The organism is Pectobacterium sp. S5 (assembly GCF_051707265.1).
Classification (GTDB): Bacteria; Pseudomonadota; Gammaproteobacteria; order Enterobacterales; family Enterobacteriaceae; genus Pectobacterium; species Pectobacterium polare.
In genome coordinates this window covers 1,702,934-1,720,419 of record NZ_JAULSZ010000001.1, presented here as the reverse complement: position 1 = coordinate 1,720,419, position 17,486 = coordinate 1,702,934, and the positions used below count along the sequence as shown (strand labels likewise).

The 17,486-nt window shown below is 49.2% G+C and carries 19 protein-coding genes and 1 tRNA gene; 14 read left to right on the top strand and 6 right to left on the bottom strand.

Annotation, left to right across the window (positions count from 1 at the left end; genetic code table 11):
* Positions 1-428 precede the first annotated feature (428 nt).
* The gene (gene mdh, locus QWJ20_RS07695) at positions 429-1,367 is read left to right on the top strand and encodes a malate dehydrogenase (RefSeq protein WP_014914106.1); all 939 of its coding nucleotides are present in this window, start codon (positions 429-431) and stop codon (positions 1,365-1,367) included.
* A gap of 70 nt (positions 1,368-1,437) precedes the next feature.
* Here the strand turns inward: mdh and QWJ20_RS07690 are convergent, their stop codons facing one another.
* Entirely contained in the window at positions 1,438-1,701 is a 264-nt protein-coding gene (locus QWJ20_RS07690; RefSeq protein WP_039485882.1) for a helix-turn-helix domain-containing protein, read from the bottom strand.
* A gap of 187 nt (positions 1,702-1,888) precedes the next feature.
* Here QWJ20_RS07690 and QWJ20_RS07685 point away from each other — a divergent pair, with 187 nt between their 5' ends.
* Together QWJ20_RS07685 and QWJ20_RS07680 are read left to right on the top strand one after the other, a co-directional pair.
* Positions 1,889-2,275 (top strand): DNA-binding protein, encoded by a 387-nt coding sequence (locus QWJ20_RS07685; RefSeq protein WP_433992209.1) that lies wholly within the window; start codon positions 1,889-1,891, stop codon positions 2,273-2,275.
* Positions 2,276-2,524: 249 nt separating this feature from the next.
* Complete coding sequence (locus tag QWJ20_RS07680) at positions 2,525-2,899, top strand: DNA-binding protein (protein ID WP_039485888.1); 375 nt, start codon at positions 2,525-2,527, stop codon at positions 2,897-2,899.
* Between the two features lie 76 nt (positions 2,900-2,975).
* Here the strand turns inward: QWJ20_RS07680 and ispB are convergent, their stop codons facing one another.
* On the bottom strand, positions 2,976-3,947 hold the full coding sequence (gene ispB / locus QWJ20_RS07675) for an octaprenyl diphosphate synthase (protein WP_109410715.1): 972 nt from the start codon (positions 3,945-3,947) through the stop codon (positions 2,976-2,978).
* A gap of 256 nt (positions 3,948-4,203) precedes the next feature.
* On the opposite strand from ispB, the gene rplU reads away from it, so the two are divergent.
* The 4 genes from rplU (at position 4,204) to cgtA (ending at position 7,276) form a co-directional block, all read left to right on the top strand.
* On the top strand, positions 4,204-4,515 hold the full coding sequence (gene rplU, locus QWJ20_RS07670; RefSeq protein WP_010283026.1) for a 50S ribosomal protein L21: 312 nt from the start codon (positions 4,204-4,206) through the stop codon (positions 4,513-4,515).
* Positions 4,516-4,534: 19 nt separating this feature from the next.
* Positions 4,535-4,792: a 50S ribosomal protein L27 gene (gene rpmA / locus QWJ20_RS07665; RefSeq protein WP_005971498.1), complete on the top strand. Its 258-nt coding sequence runs from the start codon at positions 4,535-4,537 to the stop codon at positions 4,790-4,792.
* Positions 4,793-4,881: 89 nt separating this feature from the next.
* Positions 4,882-5,844, top strand: coding sequence for a DMT family transporter (locus tag QWJ20_RS07660; RefSeq protein ID WP_249682766.1), 963 nt, complete (start codon positions 4,882-4,884; stop codon positions 5,842-5,844).
* Between the two features lie 259 nt (positions 5,845-6,103).
* Entirely contained in the window at positions 6,104-7,276 is a 1,173-nt protein-coding gene (gene cgtA, locus QWJ20_RS07655) for an Obg family GTPase CgtA (RefSeq protein WP_039485897.1), read from the top strand.
* Positions 7,277-7,343: 67 nt separating this feature from the next.
* On the opposite strand, the gene dacB is transcribed toward cgtA, so the two are convergent.
* Positions 7,344-8,777, bottom strand: a complete 1,434-nt coding sequence (gene dacB, locus QWJ20_RS07650) for a serine-type D-Ala-D-Ala carboxypeptidase (protein ID WP_095701553.1) — start codon at positions 8,775-8,777, stop codon at positions 7,344-7,346.
* A gap of 268 nt (positions 8,778-9,045) precedes the next feature.
* Here dacB and greA point away from each other — a divergent pair, with 268 nt between their 5' ends.
* Positions 9,046-9,525 (top strand): transcription elongation factor GreA, encoded by a 480-nt coding sequence (gene greA / locus QWJ20_RS07645; protein WP_095701554.1) that lies wholly within the window; start codon positions 9,046-9,048, stop codon positions 9,523-9,525.
* Positions 9,526-9,653: 128 nt separating this feature from the next.
* On the opposite strand, the gene yhbY is transcribed toward greA, so the two are convergent.
* Positions 9,654-9,947 (bottom strand): ribosome assembly RNA-binding protein YhbY, encoded by a 294-nt coding sequence (yhbY, locus tag QWJ20_RS07640; protein WP_010283039.1) that lies wholly within the window; start codon positions 9,945-9,947, stop codon positions 9,654-9,656.
* 143 nt (positions 9,948-10,090) lie between these two features.
* Between yhbY and rlmE the strand changes: the two genes are divergently transcribed.
* The 6 genes from rlmE (at position 10,091) to QWJ20_RS07610 (ending at position 15,706) form a co-directional block, all read left to right on the top strand.
* The gene (gene rlmE / locus QWJ20_RS07635; RefSeq protein WP_095701555.1) at positions 10,091-10,720 is read left to right on the top strand and encodes a 23S rRNA (uridine(2552)-2'-O)-methyltransferase RlmE; all 630 of its coding nucleotides are present in this window, start codon (positions 10,091-10,093) and stop codon (positions 10,718-10,720) included.
* A gap of 47 nt (positions 10,721-10,767) precedes the next feature.
* Complete coding sequence (ftsH, locus tag QWJ20_RS07630; protein ID WP_167385194.1) at positions 10,768-12,717, top strand: ATP-dependent zinc metalloprotease FtsH; 1,950 nt, start codon at positions 10,768-10,770, stop codon at positions 12,715-12,717.
* A 117-nt stretch (positions 12,718-12,834) separates the two neighbouring features.
* Complete coding sequence (gene folP, locus QWJ20_RS07625) at positions 12,835-13,668, top strand: dihydropteroate synthase (protein WP_039274140.1); 834 nt, start codon at positions 12,835-12,837, stop codon at positions 13,666-13,668.
* A gap of 7 nt (positions 13,669-13,675) precedes the next feature.
* Positions 13,676-15,013, top strand: coding sequence for a phosphoglucosamine mutase (gene glmM / locus QWJ20_RS07620; RefSeq protein ID WP_349987070.1), 1,338 nt, complete (start codon positions 13,676-13,678; stop codon positions 15,011-15,013).
* Positions 15,014-15,262: 249 nt separating this feature from the next.
* Positions 15,263-15,595 (top strand): preprotein translocase subunit SecG, encoded by a 333-nt coding sequence (gene secG, locus QWJ20_RS07615; protein ID WP_095701557.1) that lies wholly within the window; start codon positions 15,263-15,265, stop codon positions 15,593-15,595.
* Between the two features lie 24 nt (positions 15,596-15,619).
* Positions 15,620-15,706, top strand: a tRNA-Leu gene (locus QWJ20_RS07610).
* 60 nt (positions 15,707-15,766) lie between these two features.
* Here the strand turns inward: QWJ20_RS07610 and QWJ20_RS07605 are convergent.
* Together QWJ20_RS07605 and QWJ20_RS07600 are read right to left on the bottom strand one after the other, a co-directional pair.
* On the bottom strand, positions 15,767-16,783 hold the full coding sequence (locus QWJ20_RS07605) for an NADP-dependent oxidoreductase (RefSeq protein WP_433992208.1): 1,017 nt from the start codon (positions 16,781-16,783) through the stop codon (positions 15,767-15,769).
* A 52-nt stretch (positions 16,784-16,835) separates the two neighbouring features.
* Positions 16,836-17,462 (bottom strand): hypothetical protein, encoded by a 627-nt coding sequence (locus QWJ20_RS07600; RefSeq protein ID WP_205556636.1) that lies wholly within the window; start codon positions 17,460-17,462, stop codon positions 16,836-16,838.
* Between the last annotated feature and the right edge of the window lie 24 nt (positions 17,463-17,486).

Genomic DNA, 17,486 nt, shown 5'->3' with positions numbered 1-17,486 from the left:
CAGTTGTGTGAATTTTTATGCAATTAAATCGCGTATAATTCCAATCCATTTCACCAGATATGCGTTAGTCGCTGTTTTCAAAAAAAATCGACTCTCGGGTAGTCCGAAAAATGCGTCCTGCGTCACATAAAAGTAAATCAAATGTTATCAGAATGATGTTGTTCGGACGCCATTGATCGGTGTAATGTAGCGCACTGGTTAAACGCACGTGAATGAACACCGCGTTATAGCTCAATAGCTTATTAACTTTACTTACCTTTCAAACGAATGGTTGTTTTTGATTTATTATTAGAGACATAGCGTATTTTTTGTCTCTCGTGTCATTTGTGGAAAGATAAGTAGGTTGCTCGTATCCCCATTTTTATATTCTGTTTATAACCAAATGAATTCACGGCACTTTTTTATTTTATGATAATAAGGAGTTTAGGATGAAAGTTGCAGTTCTCGGAGCAGCAGGTGGTATCGGTCAGGCACTCGCACTCCTCCTCAAAACCCAGCTTCCTTCAGGTTCAGAACTATCCCTTTACGATATCGCCCCAGTAACGCCGGGTGTTGCCGTCGATCTGAGCCATATTCCTACAGCAGTGAAGATCAAAGGCTATAGCGGTGAAGATGCTAAACCAGCGCTTGTTGGTGCAGATATCGTGCTGATCTCCGCGGGTGTGGCACGTAAACCTGGTATGGATCGTTCCGATCTGTTCAACGTCAATGCTGGCATTGTGCGTAATCTGGTTGAGCAAATTGCGGTTACTTGCCCGAAAGCCTGTATCGGTATCATCACCAACCCGGTGAATACGACCGTTGCCATTGCAGCCGAAGTGCTGAAAAAAGCTGGCGTGTATGACAAGAACAAACTGTTCGGCGTCACAACGCTGGATATCATCCGTTCCAACACGTTCGTTGCTGAGCTGAAAGGCAAACAGCCGCAGGACATTAATGTGCCGGTTATCGGTGGACACTCTGGTGTGACGATTCTGCCGCTGCTGTCTCAGGTTCCTGGTATCAGCTTCAGCGAGCAGGAAGTGGCCGATCTGACCAAGCGTATCCAGAATGCGGGTACTGAGGTTGTTGAAGCCAAAGCAGGTGGCGGATCGGCTACGTTGTCGATGGGTCAGGCGGCGGCACGTTTTGGTCTGTCTCTGGTTCGTGCGCTGCAAGGCGAAAGCGGTGTGGTGGAATGTGCATACGTTGAAAGCGATGGCAAATATGCCCGCTTCTTCGCTCAACCGATTCTGTTAGGTAAAGACGGCGTCGCCGAGCGTAAAGACATCGGCACATTAAGCGCTTTTGAGCAAAATGCGCTGAACAGCATGCTGGATACGCTGAAGCAGGATATTGAGCTAGGCGAGACGTTCATCAAGAACTAATCATTGAGATTCTTGTAATACGTGACGCTGAATAAAAAGCCGGAGATATCGATCTCCGGCTTTTTCTTTTTTAATCGGGACGGATGAGTTTTTTTCTGTCGATAAGCTCATTGGTTTCTGGATTGTAGTACCGGCTGGGCCAAATCTCTGATGGGTGAATACCCATCGCATCGGCAATAAGCCACTCCCCTTTGGGCCAAGGGCGTGAGAGTGCATTAGCTAGCGTAGATGAGCTTAATCCGGCCGCTCGCGATACCGCCGCCAGCGTTGTGTTTTTCTTGCGCAGTGCAGCAATGATATCAGCGGGATGCCAGTCTTGTTTCCTTAAAATCATAATCCTTCCCTTATTTGCTATAAGACGACTGTAGATTAGTGGTATAAATAACGGATGTTAGTTATATGCCGAACTAACATGACATTATTATTTGGAAATAATATAGCATTAATTTTCCTTAAAATTCTCAATTAATTTCCAAATAAGGGCGTTTTTGTTAGGGATGGCACTATCAGGATGAAAGGCAATGAAAAAAGAGTGGTTTGCTACCAGCGAATTGGTTGGAGTCGGCGGCCTTCCGAAATCAAGACAAGGATTAAATAAGCGCGCCCGCGAGGATGGATGGGAGAAGCGTCGCCGTAAAGGCGTCCAGGGAAGAGGAGTGGAGTACTCAATTCACAGCTTGCCGGATACGGTAAAAAAATCCCTATTACTCGAAATCGAGCCTTCCGCCTACTCGGCGAAGCAGCCTGCGGCACTGGCCGTATGGATGCAGATTTATCGGCAACTATCTGAAAAAGAAAGAGATGAGTTAATCGCTTATATTCTGCGAGTCGGTGTGTCTACTACGCTGAGTCAGTTAGGCATCACACCGTCGGATGGGGAACCTGTCTCATCGATGGTGATTGACTGATTCGCTCTTGGCGATCTTTCTGAACGTTAGCCTCAGTGATGAAAAGGAACCTGTATTTTCTGTCGCTTTGTAGCACTTTCTCTGGCTGCGGTGGTTGGACATCACGCTGGATTTAATCATTTCTTCTATTACTTAGGTGTGTCGGTAACGTGTAAAAGTTAGCGGTTTAGGTAATTATAGTCTACTATATGGAAACTTTTGGGCGAGTTGACGTAATGCCTGTTCAAAACAAACAAGGGAGTGACGAGTATGGACAAAGAGTGGTTTGCAACAAGTGAGCTGGTTGGCGTAGGTGGATTGCCTAAGTCGCCGCAGGGGCTGAACAAACGGGCGCGAGACGATGGTTGGGAAAAGCGCAGGCGGAAAGGGGTTCAAGGGCGCGGTGTCGAATATTCTATTCGCAGTTTGCCGAACGAGGTCAGGAACTCTCTACTGGTAAAAGAAAATCCGCCAACCGAGTATTATCGTATCGATAATGAGCCGACCCTACTGTCATCGTGGGTGCATATTTTCCATCAACTTTCCGTTGATGAACGAAGCCGGCTGATTAATTTCATCTTGCGTGAAGGGACAATAGCGATGCTGTCTCGGCTGGATGATGTCACACTCGACCAGACTGCCTAAGTCTGGCGAACGAGTAGCGCTGCAAGGCAGCGCTACTTATGAATCAACGATCTTATCTGATAGAACTTACACCACGTTAGAAATCGCGCTGTACGGCTAAGTGAGCAAGGCCTTCGAGCGCCATGCGGTGTGGCGTTTCTGGCAGCAGCTGTAGTGCGCTAATCGCCTTATCTGCCTCTTCTTCGGCACGCTGACGCGTATAATCAAGTGAACCGCATTGCTGCATGGCCGCAAGAACTGGTCCCAGCAGATGACGCCCGTTTCCTTCTTCAATCGCCTTGCGAATCATCGAGCTTTGTTCTGCATTACCATGACGCATTGCGTGCAGCAATGGCAGCGTTGGCTTGCCTTCATTGAGGTCATCGCCCGTGTTTTTACCCAGCGTTTTGCCGTCCGCACTGTAGTCGAGCAGATCGTCAATTAACTGGAATGCAGTGCCCAGGTAGCGGCCATAGTCCTGAAGCGCTTTTTCTTGCTCTGGCGTCGCGCCGGCAAGGATCGATGAAGATTGCGCTGCGGCTTCAAATAAACGCGCTGTTTTACTGTAAATGACGCGCATATAGCTTTCTTCGGTGATATCCGGGTCGTTGCAGTTCATTAACTGCAAGACTTCGCCTTCAGCGATCACGTTCACCGCTTCTGACATCAGCGCCAGAACGCGTAATGATTCGAGGCTGGTCATCATCTGGAAGGCGCGGGTATAAATGAAATCCCCAACCAGCACGCTTGCTGCGTTGCCAAAGGCGGCATTTGCCGTCGCTTTACCCCGGCGCATGTCGGATTCGTCTACCACGTCATCATGCAGCAGTGTTGCAGTGTGGATAAATTCGATCAGCGCAGCAACAGTGACATGTTTATCACCGGTATAGTCGAGGGCTCTGGCCGCAAGGACTGCAATCATCGGGCGTATACGTTTTCCACCACCGCTGATGATGTAATGTCCAAGCTGGTTTATCAAAACGACGTCAGAATTCAGTTGTTCAAGAATGACGTTATTAACAGCTGCCATATCCTGCGTAGTTAATGTTGTAATTTGTTCTAGATTCATGGTTTGTGCCAACGTATGTCTTCAACACTGCCGTAAGATTGCTGTTGCATATCGGCAAGACGGAACTTATTGGGCCGATTGTACTTGAAAAATGAGAGAGATAAACGGCAGTTGATACGTTGTATTCTTTTTCTTCACATCCGTTGATTATGCACTTGTCATCCTCAGTATTTTTGCGTAGAATTCGCGCCCTATTATGAATATTTATAGCGCGCTCTGAAACCTATTAACGGGTGCGCGGAAAGCGGAGTTTTATATGTACGCAGTTTTCCAAAGTGGTGGTAAACAACACCGAGTAAGCGAAGGGCAAACCGTTCGCTTGGAAAAGCTGGACATCGCAACTGGTGAAGCCGTTGAGTTTGACCAAGTTCTGATGGTTGCTAACGGTGAAGAAATCAAAATCGGCGTTCCTTTCGTCGATGGCGGTAAAATCAAAGCTGAAGTTGTTGCTCATGGTCGTGGCGAAAAAGTGAAGATCGTTAAGTTCCGTCGCCGTAAACACTACCGTAAGCAAGCAGGCCACCGTCAGTGGTTCACTGACGTGAAAATTACCGGCATCAGCGCTTAAGATTAGGAGAGCGGATTAAATGGCACACAAGAAAGCTGGCGGTTCAACCCGTAACGGTCGTGACTCTAACGCACAACGTCTGGGCGTAAAACGTTTTGGCGGCGAAAGTGTACTGGCTGGCAACATCATCGTTCGTCAACGTGGTACTAAATTCCACGCAGGAACTAACGTTGGCTGCGGGAAAGACCATACTCTGTTTGCTTTGACTGATGGTAAAGTTCAGTTTGAAGTTAAAGGCCCAAAAAACCGTAAATTTATCAGCATCGTTGCTGAATAACTTTTCGCGTTAGGTCTGACGGATTTAAGCCCCGCAATTCTTTGCGGGGCTTTTTACATTCTGATTCTGAGTAAACCATCTGGATAAGTATGAATACTAAACAACAGACGGGCATCGGTCTTTGTCTGGCGCTGACTACGGCTGTTTGCTGGGGGGCGTTACCGATAGCCATGAAACAGGTTCTGGTGGTGATGGAACCTTATACGATTGTTTGGTATCGCTTTTTCATTGCTTCCATTGGACTCGGCATTATTCTGTCATCCCGTAATAAGTTGCCGCCAATGCGGGTTTTCCGGCATCGGCGCTGGTGGGTTCTGCTACTGATTGCGACGGCTGGGCTACTGGGCAACTTTGTTTTCTTTAGCTCGTCTCTCCAATATCTGAGCCCGACAGCGTCTCAGGTTATCGGGCAGCTTTCCCCTGTAGGCATGATGTTCGCCAGCGTACTTATCCTAAAGGAAAAGATGCGCGGCACGCAGATCATTGGCGCGATCATGCTGATCTGTGGTCTGCTCCTGTTCTTTAATACCAGCCTGATTGAGATTTTTACCCGACTGACAGACTACACGTTGGGCGTGCTGCTGGGTGTTTGCGCCTCGGCGGTATGGGTATCCTATGGCGTAGCGCAGAAAGTTCTATTGCGACGTCTGACATCACAGCAGATTCTGTTTTTGTTATATGTTCTGTGTGTCGTCTTTATTACGCCTTTTGCCAAGCTTGAGGTTATTTTTCAACTGAGCAACTGGCAGCTTATTTGCCTGTTATTCTGCGGTGCGAATACGTTGATTGGGTATGGTGCGCTGGCGGAAGCAATGGCTCGCTGGCAGGCGTCGCAGGTTAGCGCGGTCATTACGCTGACGCCGTTGTTTACGCTGCTGTTTTCCGATCTGCTGGCGTTAGGGTGGCCGACTTTCTTTGCTGCGCCAGTATTGAATTGGATTGGTTACGTCGGTGCGTTTGTGGTTGTTGCTGGCGCCATGTTTTCCGCTATTGGGCATCGTTTCCTTCCTGGAAAGAAAGAGCCTGTGCTGCCATTGGTAGCAAAAAAATAGCTTAAGAGAAAACGTATTGCAGCGGTCACAGCTATTTTTTGACAGTCTGCATGTGTTGTTTATTTTTAATACAGATGAAATTATTGGAGCGGGCAGGTACAATCCGCTCCTTTGCTGGAATGCGTTCTGGTGCGTCAGTTTTTTAATGGTAAGTAGAAATACGCTACATGCCTTAAAATCAAAAAGTTACGCCAAGAAGAACCAATAACAAGCCTAAAACACGTAGATATTCTCTATTGGTTTTTTGCGGAGAGAATCAATGAAGTTTGTAGATGAAGCCACAATTCTCGTTGTGGCAGGCGATGGCGGTAACGGTTGTGTCAGCTTTCGTCGTGAAAAATATATTCCTAACGGTGGCCCAGACGGCGGTGACGGCGGGGATGGCGGTGACGTTTACCTGCTGGCAGACGAAAACCTGAACACGTTGATCGACTATCGTTTTGAAAAATCTTTCCGCGCTGAGCGTGGACAAAACGGGCAAAGTCGCGACTGTACGGGTAAACGCGGTAAAGATATTACGATTAAAGTTCCTGTCGGTACCCGTGTTCTTGATCAGGGAACGGGCGAAGTACTGGGCGATATGACTCGCCATCAACAGAACCTGATGGTCGCGAAAGGCGGCTGGCATGGTTTGGGTAACTCGCGTTTTAAATCGTCAGTCAACCGTGCTCCGCGTCAAAAAACCAATGGTACAAAAGGCGAAGAGCGTGAGCTGACGCTGGAACTGCTGTTGCTGGCTGACGTGGGAATGCTTGGCCTGCCTAACGCAGGTAAATCGACCTTTATCCGCGCAGTATCAGCAGCGAAGCCGAAAGTGGCCGATTATCCGTTCACCACCTTGGTGCCGAGCCTTGGTGTGGTCCGTATGGATAGTGAGCAGAGCTTTGTTGTAGCGGATATCCCAGGTCTGATTGAAGGTGCGTCTGACGGTGCTGGTCTGGGGATTCGTTTCCTGAAACACCTTGAACGCTGCCGTGTTCTGCTGCATTTGGTTGATCTGGCACCGATTGATGAGTCAGATCCGATTGAAAATGCCAAGATCATTATCAACGAGTTAGAGCAGTATGGTGCTGGCTTGGCAGAAAAACCGCGTTGGTTGGTTTTCAACAAGGTTGACTTGATCGATAAGGCTGAAGCGGAAAAACGTGCCAAAGAGATTGCGGCCGCGCTTGGCTGGGATGATAAATACTATCTGATTTCTGCGGCGAACCGTGAAGGCGTCAACCCACTTTGCTGGGACGTGATGAACTTCCTGAAAGCCAATCCGAAAATGACGGCAATCGCTGAAAGCGCGCCGGAAAAAGTGGAGTTCATGTGGGATGATTATCACCGTGAACAACTGGCAGAAGTAGAAAAAGAAGCCGAAGAAGAGTGGGATGATGACTGGGACGATGAAGATGATGAAGGTGTTGAGATCATCTATCAAAAATAATTCGTTCTCCTGCTAGTCAGATCTCGCCAACGCGGCCTTACCCTCAAAGTAAGGCCGCGTTGTTATTTTAATTACTCTGATAAATATCTTTGTAGAGACGACTTTCAAATCTCACCAGAGGGACACGACGTGCGCGCTGGTCTTCTGGCGGCACGGCATAGCCGGACAGGAACTGGACGAATGCCATGCGCTGCCCGCTCGCGGTAGTAATGAAGCCTGCCAGATTATATACGCCCTGCAATGCCCCGGTTTTAGCCGAAACCTTGCCATCGACGCCAGCTTCATGCAGGCCGCCACGATAACGCAGCGTGCCGTCATAACCTGAAAGCGGAAGCATCGTGATGTAATTCAGTTCATTATCGTGCTGTGCGATGTACTGCAAGACCTGCATCATCGTTTCCGGTGAAATCAGGTTATGTCGTGACAGGCCTGAACCATCCACCACAATGCTGTTTCCTAAATCGACACCTGCCTTCTGGCGCAGAATTTGTCGCACGGCATCAGCGCCAGCGCGCCATGTTCCTGGTACGCTAAAACGCTCGTGCCCAATAGTACGAAAGACCGTATCGGCAATCATGTTGTCTGATTTTTTCAGCATGATAGTGAGCAGGTCGTGCAGCGGAGGCGATTGTGTCTGGGCCAGTACGCTTCCTGCTGGACCTGGCTGCGTCTGGCGGCGAAGGCTGCCTTTAATACGAATATCTGCCTGCTGTAGCTCATCTTTAACGATAGCACCGGCATAGCTGGCGCCATCCTGAATCGCGAATGCCAGCGGAAGCGGCTCTGTGCGCTGAACCAGACAACCTGTAAGCGTAAAGCGATTTAATTCCCCGGGTACCACATCCAATTCGCAATATTGGGCATCGGCTGAGCCTTTAGCCAGCGTGCGGACTTCGCTGAACATTTGCACCGGATAATAGGATGCAACGCGGATAAACGCATTATCACCCGCTTTAGGCGCACTGTAGAGCGAGACGGAGAAGCAGTTGCGATCGACAATTGCAGCCCCCGGCGGGGCGCTGAAACACTGTGTCATGTCGTTCCAGGGCCAGCCTGGCGCTTTATCGTGACTGGCGAACACTGAGGTGTCGATCAGCACATCACCTGAGATTTCCTGTATCCCGCGCTTTCTTAATTCCTGCACCATATTGCGTATTTGCTGGCGCTTAAGCGTAGGATCGCCGCTAAACCGAACGATGAGATTACCGTTCAGAATACCGCTGGTGACAGGCCCGTGGCTTTCCATCGTGGTGATGAATCGATAATCTGGACCCAACTGTAGTAATGCAGCTAATGCGGTTATCACCTTTTGCGTACTGGCCGGAAGCGCCATTTGCTGGCTATTGAAGGCCATACTGGGTGTTGTTGCGCCAACTTTTTGTACCAATAGCGCCAAATTGGCACCATCGGGTAAATATTGGCGATGATCCTCAACAGAAGCTGCATTGGCATGCAGAACAAAAGCGCAGGCAAGTCCGGTAACAATCGATGAAAAACGCATAATCTCAGCTAATAACGGGGTAACGTGTGGTCATACTACGGCGCAATAAGGTCTAAAGTAAACGATGACCCTCATTGAACTCTGGGGTAAAATACGTATCAAAATGCAAAACCGCTGCTAGCCTGGAAATTTTGTTCCGGGGCTGGTTGCTTTTGTTTTATGTCCAGTGAGGACAGACACGTTGCAGAGACTCCGTCGCCTTTGATTTTTAGCGCGTCAGGATGACGATTATTTGAGTCTTACGGACTTTTTTAGAGGTATAGACAATATGAAACAATTTCCGATGACGTTGCGTGGCGCTGAAAAATTGCGCGAAGAGCTTGACCACCTGAAATCTGTGCGTCGACCTGAAATTATTGCCGCGATTGCCGAAGCGCGTGAGCACGGCGATCTGAAAGAAAATGCAGAATATCATGCCGCACGCGAGCAGCAGGGCTTTTGTGAAGGACGTATCCAAGACATTGAAGCAAAACTGTCTAACGCACAGGTTATCGATGTCACGAAAATGTCAGCGAACAACGGGCGTGTTATTTTTGGCGCGACCGTGACGGTGATGAATCTGGATAACGAAGAAGAGCAAACCTATCGGATTGTTGGCGATGACGAAGCGGATTTTAAACAGAATCTGATCTCTGTGAACTCCCCTATCGCGCGTGGCCTGATCGGCAAAGAGCAAGATGACGTTGTGGTCATCCGTACGCCGGGCGGCGACGTGGAATATGAGATCCTGAAGGTCGAATATCTATAAATTTTGCTGGATTGTTGATTAAAACAGCAAAAATTGTAAAGAAAAGAAAAAGGCCGCTTGCGGCCTTTTCTCTAACCGATAGGCATGGCACCTTTCCGTTAAAACCGAGTATCCTGAAATAAAAAGTGTTATCGTGGTAACACAATTTTACGTTCTTTTGCAGGCCGGTAGAGCACCAACGTATGGCCGATAACCTGAACGTTAGCGGCACCCGTTTCACGAACAATTGCCTCCACGATCAAGGCCTTGGTTTCGCGATCTTCGGTCGCTACTTTTATCTTGATCAGCTCGTGATGTGCCAATGCTTGTTCGATCTCAGCCAGAACACCTTCGGTGAGACCGTTATTGCCCAGCATGACAACCGGTTTTAGCGGATGTGCCAAGCCTTTCAGGTGTTGTTTTTGTTTATTACTTAGGTTCATTGTCTTTTTTACTTAGGTTGGGATTGAAAACGGGTCATTCTACCGCCATCTCATGATTATAACCAATTTGACTGCTCTGATTGGTAATATGTGAGAAGTTTCTCCCCACCACGAGCGTGTTACTGAGAATAGTTGGAAAATCGATGGCGAATAAAAAGCGTTCTGCAAGTTCCAGTCGCTGGTTGCAGGAACACTTTAGCGATAAATATGTGCTGCAGGCCCAGAAAAAAGGGCTGCGTTCACGTGCTTGGTTTAAACTTGACGAAATACAGCAAGGCGACAAACTGTTTAAACCCGGTATGACCGTTGTGGATTTAGGCGCGGCACCTGGTGGCTGGTCACAGTATGTGGTCACGCAAATAGGTGGAAATGGTCGAATTATCGCGTGTGATATTTTACCGATGGATCCGATTGTTGGCGTCGATTTCCTGCAAGGGGACTTTCGTGATGAACTGGTCCTCAAAGCCTTGCTCGAAAGGGTTGGCGATAGCAAAGTTCAGGTGGTGATGTCTGACATGGCCCCTAACATGAGTGGTACACCAGCCGTTGATATTCCGAAGTCGATGTATCTGGTTGAATTAGCACTTGGTATGTGTCGGGATGTATTAGCACCAGGCGGAAGTTTCCTGGTGAAAGTGTTTCAGGGAGAAGGTTTTGATGAATACCTGCGGGAAATTCGCTCCCTGTTTACGAAAGTGAAAATTCGTAAACCAGACGCCTCACGTGCCCGGTCTCGTGAAGTGTATATTGTAGCGACAGGGCGCAAACTGTAGTACCCTAACGCTGTTTTTTAACACAGTTGTAATATGAGGTTAATCCCTTGAGTGACATGGCGAAAAACCTAATTCTCTGGTTAGTCATCGCAGTTGTGCTGATGTCTGTTTTCCAGAGCTTTGGGCCCAGCGAGTCGAATGGCCGTAGGGTGGATTATTCAACCTTCTTGACTGAAGTGAATCAGGATCAGGTCCGTGAAGCACGTATTAACGGGCGTGAGATCAGTGTTATCAAAAAAGACAGCAACAGATACACGACTTACATTCCTGTCAATGACCCCAAGCTACTGGATAACCTGCTAACGAAGAACGTGAAAGTCGTTGGTGAGCCGCCGGAAGAACCGAGCTTGCTGGCTTCTATCTTTATTTCTTGGTTCCCGATGCTGTTACTGATTGGCGTCTGGATCTTCTTCATGCGTCAAATGCAAGGCGGCGGCGGTAAAGGCGCTATGTCCTTCGGCAAGAGCAAAGCGCGTATGTTGACTGAAGATCAGATCAAGACGACGTTTGCTGATGTAGCGGGTTGTGACGAAGCGAAGGAAGAGGTTAGCGAACTGGTCGAGTACCTGCGCGAACCTAGCCGTTTCCAGAAACTGGGCGGTAAAATTCCGAAAGGCATTCTGATGGTCGGCCCGCCGGGAACAGGTAAAACGCTGCTGGCAAAAGCGATTGCCGGTGAAGCAAAAGTGCCTTTCTTTACGATTTCCGGTTCTGACTTCGTTGAAATGTTTGTCGGTGTCGGTGCTTCTCGTGTCCGTGACATGTTCGAACAGGCGAAGAAAGCTGCGCCTTGTATCATCTTTATCGATGAAATCGACGCCGTTGGCCGTCAGCGTGGCGCAGGTTTGGGCGGTGGTCACGATGAACGTGAACAAACGCTGAACCAAATGCTGGTTGAGATGGATGGCTTTGAAGGCAACGAGGGCATTATTGTCATCGCGGCAACTAACCGTCCTGATGTTCTTGACCCCGCGTTGCTGCGTCCAGGTCGTTTTGACCGTCAGGTTGTGGTTGGTCTGCCGGATGTTCGCGGTCGTGAACAGATTCTGAAAGTTCACATGCGTCGCGTGCCGCTGTCTCCAGATATCGATGCGTCAGTGATTGCACGTGGTACGCCAGGCTTCTCTGGTGCAGATTTGGCTAACCTAGTTAACGAAGCTGCATTGTTCTCCGCTCGTGGTAACAAACGCGTTGTTTCGATGGTCGAGTTTGAGAAAGCTAAAGACAAAATCATGATGGGTGCAGAGCGCCGTTCCATGGTAATGACTGAGAAGCAGAAAGAATCGACGGCGTATCATGAAGCTGGGCATGCGATCATTGGTCGTCTGGTGCCAGAGCACGATCCGGTCCATAAAGTGACGATCATTCCGCGTGGCCGTGCACTGGGTGTGACGTTCTTCCTGCCTGAAGGCGATGCGATCAGCGCTAGCCGTCAGAAGCTGGAAAGCCAGATCTCTACGCTGTACGGCGGTCGACTGGCCGAAGAAATTATTTATGGCGTGGAACATGTTTCGACAGGCGCGTCCAATGATATCAAGGTTGCAACGTCGATTGCTCGTAACATGGTGACGCAGTGGGGCTTCTCCGAAAAACTGGGCCCATTGCTTTATGCGGAAGAAGAAGGTGAAGTCTTCCTCGGTCGTTCTGTGGCAAAAGCTAAACACATGTCAGATGAGACGGCGCGTATCATCGATCAGGAAGTAAAATCTCTGGTTGAACGTAACTACGTGCGTGCTCGCGAACTGTTGATGGCAAACATGGACATTCTTCACTCAATGAAAGATGCATTGATGAAGTATGAAACCATTGATGCGCCGCAGATCGATGACCTGATGGGACGTAAGAAAGACGTTCGTCCACCAGCAGGTTGGGAAGAGTCTCGTTCTGACAACGATGCTGGCAACGGTGGCGGTACACCTAAAGCCCCTACACCAGTAGATGAGCCGCAGACACCTAATCCTGGTAATACAATGTCTGAGCAAGTGGACGACAAATAATTCGCCTGCAATTGACATCTGTAACTTACGAAACCCCAGCTCAGGCTGGGGTTTTTTACTGGGAGTGTTCTTCGAATCACATTTCATGCTAACTACACCAGAATGCGGAGGTAAATCATGCAGCTGGTTGCCAGAGATTCAACGCTGGATCTTTCCTGCCCACACATCATGGGTATTCTTAACGTCACGCCGGACTCTTTTTCCGATGGTGGTAAACACAACAAGCTCGATGCGGCATTACTGCACGTTCAGGAGATGGTTAACGCGGGTGCGACCCTGATTGATATTGGCGGTGAATCGACGCGTCCCGGTGCGGCTGAAGTTAGTACGGAAGAAGAGCTAGACCGTGTAGTGCCTGTGGTTGAAGCCATTGCTAAACGCTTTGACGTATGGATATCGGTCGATACGTCAAAGCCGGAAGTGATGACGGCATCGGCGCAGGCGGGAGCACATCTGATTAATGATATCCGCGCTTTGCAAGAGCCCGGTGCTCTGGAGGCGGCAGCGGCTACAGGTTTGCCAGTATGCCTAATGCACATGCAGGGTATGCCGAGAACCATGCAGCACAAACCGCACTATGATGATCTTATGCAGGACATTGGCGATTTCTTGCAGCAGCAGATTGATCGCTGTGTGAACGCCAATATTCCGAAAAGTAAGCTATTGCTGGATCCTGGGTTCGGATTCGGTAAGAATCTTGCCCATAATTATGCGCTTCTGGCTCGCTTGAGCGAGTTACATCGTTTTGAACTGCCTCTTCTGGTTGGCATGTCGAGGAAATCCATGATTGGACAGATCCTCAACGTACCGCCTGCGCAGCGTGTTCATGGCAGCATCGCCTGCGCAGTGATCGCGGCGATGCAGGGAGCACAGATTATTCGCGTGCACGATGTTAAAGAAACGGCTGATGCCATGCGCATTGTTGAGGCCACCCTTTCTGCGAAGGAATAAAAACGAGATGAGTAACCGCAAATATTTTGGTACCGATGGCGTACGTGGCAAGGTTGGTGATACGCCGATTACCCCTGATTTTGTGCTTAAGCTGGGTTGGGCTGCTGGGAAAGTTCTCGCGCGACATGGTTCTCGTAAGATTATTATCGGCAAAGATACCCGTATTTCTGGCTATATGCTGGAGTCTGCGCTGGAAGCTGGGCTGGCGGCTGCGGGTTTGTCCGCTTCTTTTACCGGCCCGATGCCGACGCCTGCGGTTGCTTATCTGACCCGTACGTTCCGTGCTGAAGCGGGTATCGTGATTTCTGCTTCTCACAACCCGTATTACGACAACGGCATTAAATTCTTCTCAATTGACGGCACCAAGCTGCCGGATGACGTAGAAGAAGCAATCGAAGCTGAACTGGAAAAACCGCTGACGTGTGTTGAGTCTGCTGAATTAGGCAAAGCCAGCCGCATTGTTGACGCTGCCGGACGCTACATCGAATTTTGCAAGGGAACGTTCCCGAGCGAGCTGAGCCTTAATGGTTTAAAGATAGTCGTCGATTGTGCCAATGGTGCGACCTATCATATCGCCCCCAGCGTACTGCGCGAGCTTGGCGCTAAAGTCATCGCGATTGGCTGTGAGCCTGATGGGATGAACATCAATGAAGAATGTGGTGCGACGGACGTCAGACAGCTACAGGCACGCGTGCTCGCTGAAAAAGCGGATGTTGGTCTGGCGTTTGACGGCGATGGCGATCGGCTCATCATGGTCGACCATTTAGGCAACAAGGTCGATGGCGATCAGATTCTGTATATTATTGCTCGCGAAGGTCTACGCCAAGGGCAACTACGTGGTGGCGCTGTTGGCACGCTGATGAGTAACATGGGGCTTGAGGTTGCGTTAAAGCAGCTGGGTATCCCGTTTGCTCGTGCCAAAGTGGGTGACCGCTATGTATTAGAAATGATGCAGGCAAAAGGCTGGCGCATCGGGGCAGAAAACTCCGGTCATGTGATTCTGCTGGACAAAACCACGACGGGCGACGGTGTGATTGCCGGTTTGCAAGTCCTTACCGCGATAGTGAAAAACCATATGAGCCTGCATGATTTATGCAGCGGTATGAAGCTGTTTCCACAGATTTTGGTCAATGTGCGATTTACGGGTGAACACGATCCGCTGGAAGACAAAAACGTGCAGCAGATTACGCAGGATGTGGAAAAAGAATTGGCTGGACGCGGGCGAGTATTGCTGCGTAAATCCGGCACTGAGCCACTCATCCGCGTCATGGTTGAGGGTGAACGCGAAGAGACGGTAATCGCGTTGGCGAATCGTATTGCCGATGCGGTGAAAGCGGCCGGCTGAGAGCGTTTTTGATTCGCCAATCAGGTAGATAAGGCTTTCGATAGGTCTCTTGCGTCGAAAGCCGCTGTTTTTTTCTGCAATCAACCTGTGGTGACTAAATTACCCTTGCGTACGCTACATCCTTTGGTTAGTATTCAGACCCGCTTGATAAGGGATGTTCTACATCCTGCTTAGCGGAATGACACGCGGTTTACCGCCAGAATATAGCATCTCCATGAATCATGGGGAAAACGGTTAACGGGTACGACTATGTACGAAGCTCTATTAGTGATTTTCCTGTTAGTATCGATCGGGCTTGTTGTCTTGATCATGCTTCAGCAGGGTAAAGGTGCTGATATGGGGGCCTCGTTCGGAGCAGGTGCTTCTGCAACTTTGTTCGGTTCGAGCGGCTCTGGTAATTTCATGACCCGCATGACAGCGATACTGGCAACTCTGTTCTTCATTATCAGTCTCATTCTGGGCAACTTAAGTTCGCTGCAGAAAAGAGGCGGAACATGGGACAACCTGAACCAGCCAGAAAAAGCAGAGCAGACGATAACGCCTGCTGCGCCTTCAACGCCGGCGAGTGACATTCCGAAGTAAGCGTTTTAAAGCAGTAATTGTGATGCCGTGGTGGTGGAATTGGTAGACACGCTACCTTGAGGTGGTAGTGCCCGATTGGGCTTACGGGTTCAAGTCCCGTCCTCGGTACCAACATAAAAAATAGACGTCAATAGGCGTCTATTTTTTTGTCTTTAATTTATGGTCTCTGCCTTACAGGCGCACCAACTGTTTGCCAAAGTGCTTGCTGTCTAATAAGTCGATAAAGGCTTGAGGCGCATTCTCTATTCCCTCAATAATGTTTTCTCGGTACTTTAACCGCTCTTTCTCCACAGCATCCAATAGCCAGATGTTTGCTTCCGCATAGTCTTTGAACCATTCTGTCACAAGAAAAAAGCGGCTTAGCGGGGCATCGGGCAGAGAAGAGAAAAATGCTACCGTGCTGGAAGCATCAACGTCAGGATCCTGATTGTATTGTGCCGCACTGCCACAGACGGGGACTCTTGCGCCTTCGTTAAGCAGTTTGGCAACGAAAAGTGAAATTCTGCCGCCAACGTTTTCAAAATAGATATCAATCCCGTTAGGGCAGGCAGCTCGTAAGGCGTGATTCAAGTCATCTTCTTTATAATTAATACAGGCGTCAAAGCCTAATGTCTCAACGACATAGCGGCATTTCTCTTCGCTTCCAGCCAGACCGACAACCCGACATCCTGCCTGTTTACCTAACTGACCGACGACGGAACCTACGCCCCCTGACGCGGCGGATACCACCAGCGTTTCTCCCGCTTTGGGTTTGGCAATTTTGTTCATGCCAAAATAAGCGGAACGTCCCGGTGTGCCGACCACGCTGAGAAAAATAGAGGGTGACAATGCCGTTGGCGGCAGGCGATGTGTAATAAAATCCTGAGGCGTACCGACATAGTATTTCTGCCAACCTGAAAAGGTGAACACACAATCTCCAACCCTAAAGTGTGGATTCTTCGTTGCCACGACGTAGCCTACCGTTTCGCCCTGAATCACTTCTCCCTGTTTGATCGGGCTCACATAGGCTGTGTTCTTGTTAAGCCGTGGGCGTGTATAAAGGTCAATGGATAGCCATTTGTTTTCAACCAGATATTCGCCGGGCTGTAGTGCATTGATATGGCGTTCTTCGAGCCTGAAATCCTCTAACTGTGCAGGACCATCAGGATGACGATTCAGTACAATCAGCTTGTTTTCTAACGGATTCATAATATTCCCTATATTTAGCATTCATTATGTTATGCACTGCCTGCAGCGCTGATCAGGCAGCGTTATCGTGTGCGTGTGAGGACCAGCGATGCTTTGGCCACCGGAAACTGAAGATCACCAGCAGTAGCGTAAGCGGCCATCCGCTGATGAGGACAAGCATATCCATCGGCAAATCAGGCTGGCGGGAAAGGAGGTAGACAATGATGGCTTTCACCAGATAAACCAGAATCCAGACCAGTGATACCTCGTTCCAGACTCGGACGTACTGCGGTGTGCCATAAACGGGGAGTGTCTTAAGCGCTGGCGTAGCTTGTTCCGCCAATGTTTGTATGACCGGACGCCCCTTGATGCTGTAAAAGGTAAAAATAATCACGGTTGAAAGCGCGCCGCTGACCGACAAAAAGACGCTCTCTTGATGGATATCAAACAGGATGACGCCTTCCAGATAAAGGTAGTGGCTAAGCCCCGATACCAGGATGAGAGCAATGATGGGCAGATAACCTTGCCAACGGCTGATGAGTTGCAGTACACCGGAATAGATCGCGGTTATTAACAGCGCGACGCCAGCCCCCCATTGTAAAAATGCGATGTTATAAATAACGACCGGTATGATGATGGTCAGAAGTGCATCGCGCGATACCAGATATCGCCAGACGGTTAATGACGGGGGATGGCCCATGTTTTCTCCTCACTTACGTCATAA

What these genes read in the sequence shown, in the direction of transcription:
- mdh (WP_014914106.1), top strand. Translation starts at nt 429, where the DNA reads ATGAAAGTTGCAGTTCTCGGAGCAGCAGGTGGTATCGGTCAGGCACTC.
- QWJ20_RS07690 (WP_039485882.1), bottom strand. Translation starts at nt 1,701, where the DNA reads ATGATTTTAAGGAAACAAGACTGGCATCCCGCTGATATCATTGCTGCA.
- QWJ20_RS07685 (WP_433992209.1), top strand. Translation starts at nt 1,889, where the DNA reads ATGAAAAAAGAGTGGTTTGCTACCAGCGAATTGGTTGGAGTCGGCGGC.
- QWJ20_RS07680 (WP_039485888.1), top strand. Translation starts at nt 2,525, where the DNA reads ATGGACAAAGAGTGGTTTGCAACAAGTGAGCTGGTTGGCGTAGGTGGA.
- ispB (WP_109410715.1), bottom strand. Translation starts at nt 3,947, where the DNA reads ATGAATCTAGAACAAATTACAACATTAACTACGCAGGATATGGCAGCT.
- rplU (WP_010283026.1), top strand. Translation starts at nt 4,204, where the DNA reads ATGTACGCAGTTTTCCAAAGTGGTGGTAAACAACACCGAGTAAGCGAA.
- rpmA (WP_005971498.1), top strand. Translation starts at nt 4,535, where the DNA reads ATGGCACACAAGAAAGCTGGCGGTTCAACCCGTAACGGTCGTGACTCT.
- QWJ20_RS07660 (WP_249682766.1), top strand. Translation starts at nt 4,882, where the DNA reads ATGAATACTAAACAACAGACGGGCATCGGTCTTTGTCTGGCGCTGACT.
- cgtA (WP_039485897.1), top strand. Translation starts at nt 6,104, where the DNA reads ATGAAGTTTGTAGATGAAGCCACAATTCTCGTTGTGGCAGGCGATGGC.
- dacB (WP_095701553.1), bottom strand. Translation starts at nt 8,777, where the DNA reads ATGCGTTTTTCATCGATTGTTACCGGACTTGCCTGCGCTTTTGTTCTG.
- greA (WP_095701554.1), top strand. Translation starts at nt 9,046, where the DNA reads ATGAAACAATTTCCGATGACGTTGCGTGGCGCTGAAAAATTGCGCGAA.
- yhbY (WP_010283039.1), bottom strand. Translation starts at nt 9,947, where the DNA reads ATGAACCTAAGTAATAAACAAAAACAACACCTGAAAGGCTTGGCACAT.
- rlmE (WP_095701555.1), top strand. Translation starts at nt 10,091, where the DNA reads ATGGCGAATAAAAAGCGTTCTGCAAGTTCCAGTCGCTGGTTGCAGGAA.
- folP (WP_039274140.1), top strand. Translation starts at nt 12,835, where the DNA reads ATGCAGCTGGTTGCCAGAGATTCAACGCTGGATCTTTCCTGCCCACAC.
- glmM (WP_349987070.1), top strand. Translation starts at nt 13,676, where the DNA reads ATGAGTAACCGCAAATATTTTGGTACCGATGGCGTACGTGGCAAGGTT.
- secG (WP_095701557.1), top strand. Translation starts at nt 15,263, where the DNA reads ATGTACGAAGCTCTATTAGTGATTTTCCTGTTAGTATCGATCGGGCTT.
- QWJ20_RS07605 (WP_433992208.1), bottom strand. Translation starts at nt 16,783, where the DNA reads ATGAATCCGTTAGAAAACAAGCTGATTGTACTGAATCGTCATCCTGAT.
- QWJ20_RS07600 (WP_205556636.1), bottom strand. Translation starts at nt 17,462, where the DNA reads ATGGGCCATCCCCCGTCATTAACCGTCTGGCGATATCTGGTATCGCGC.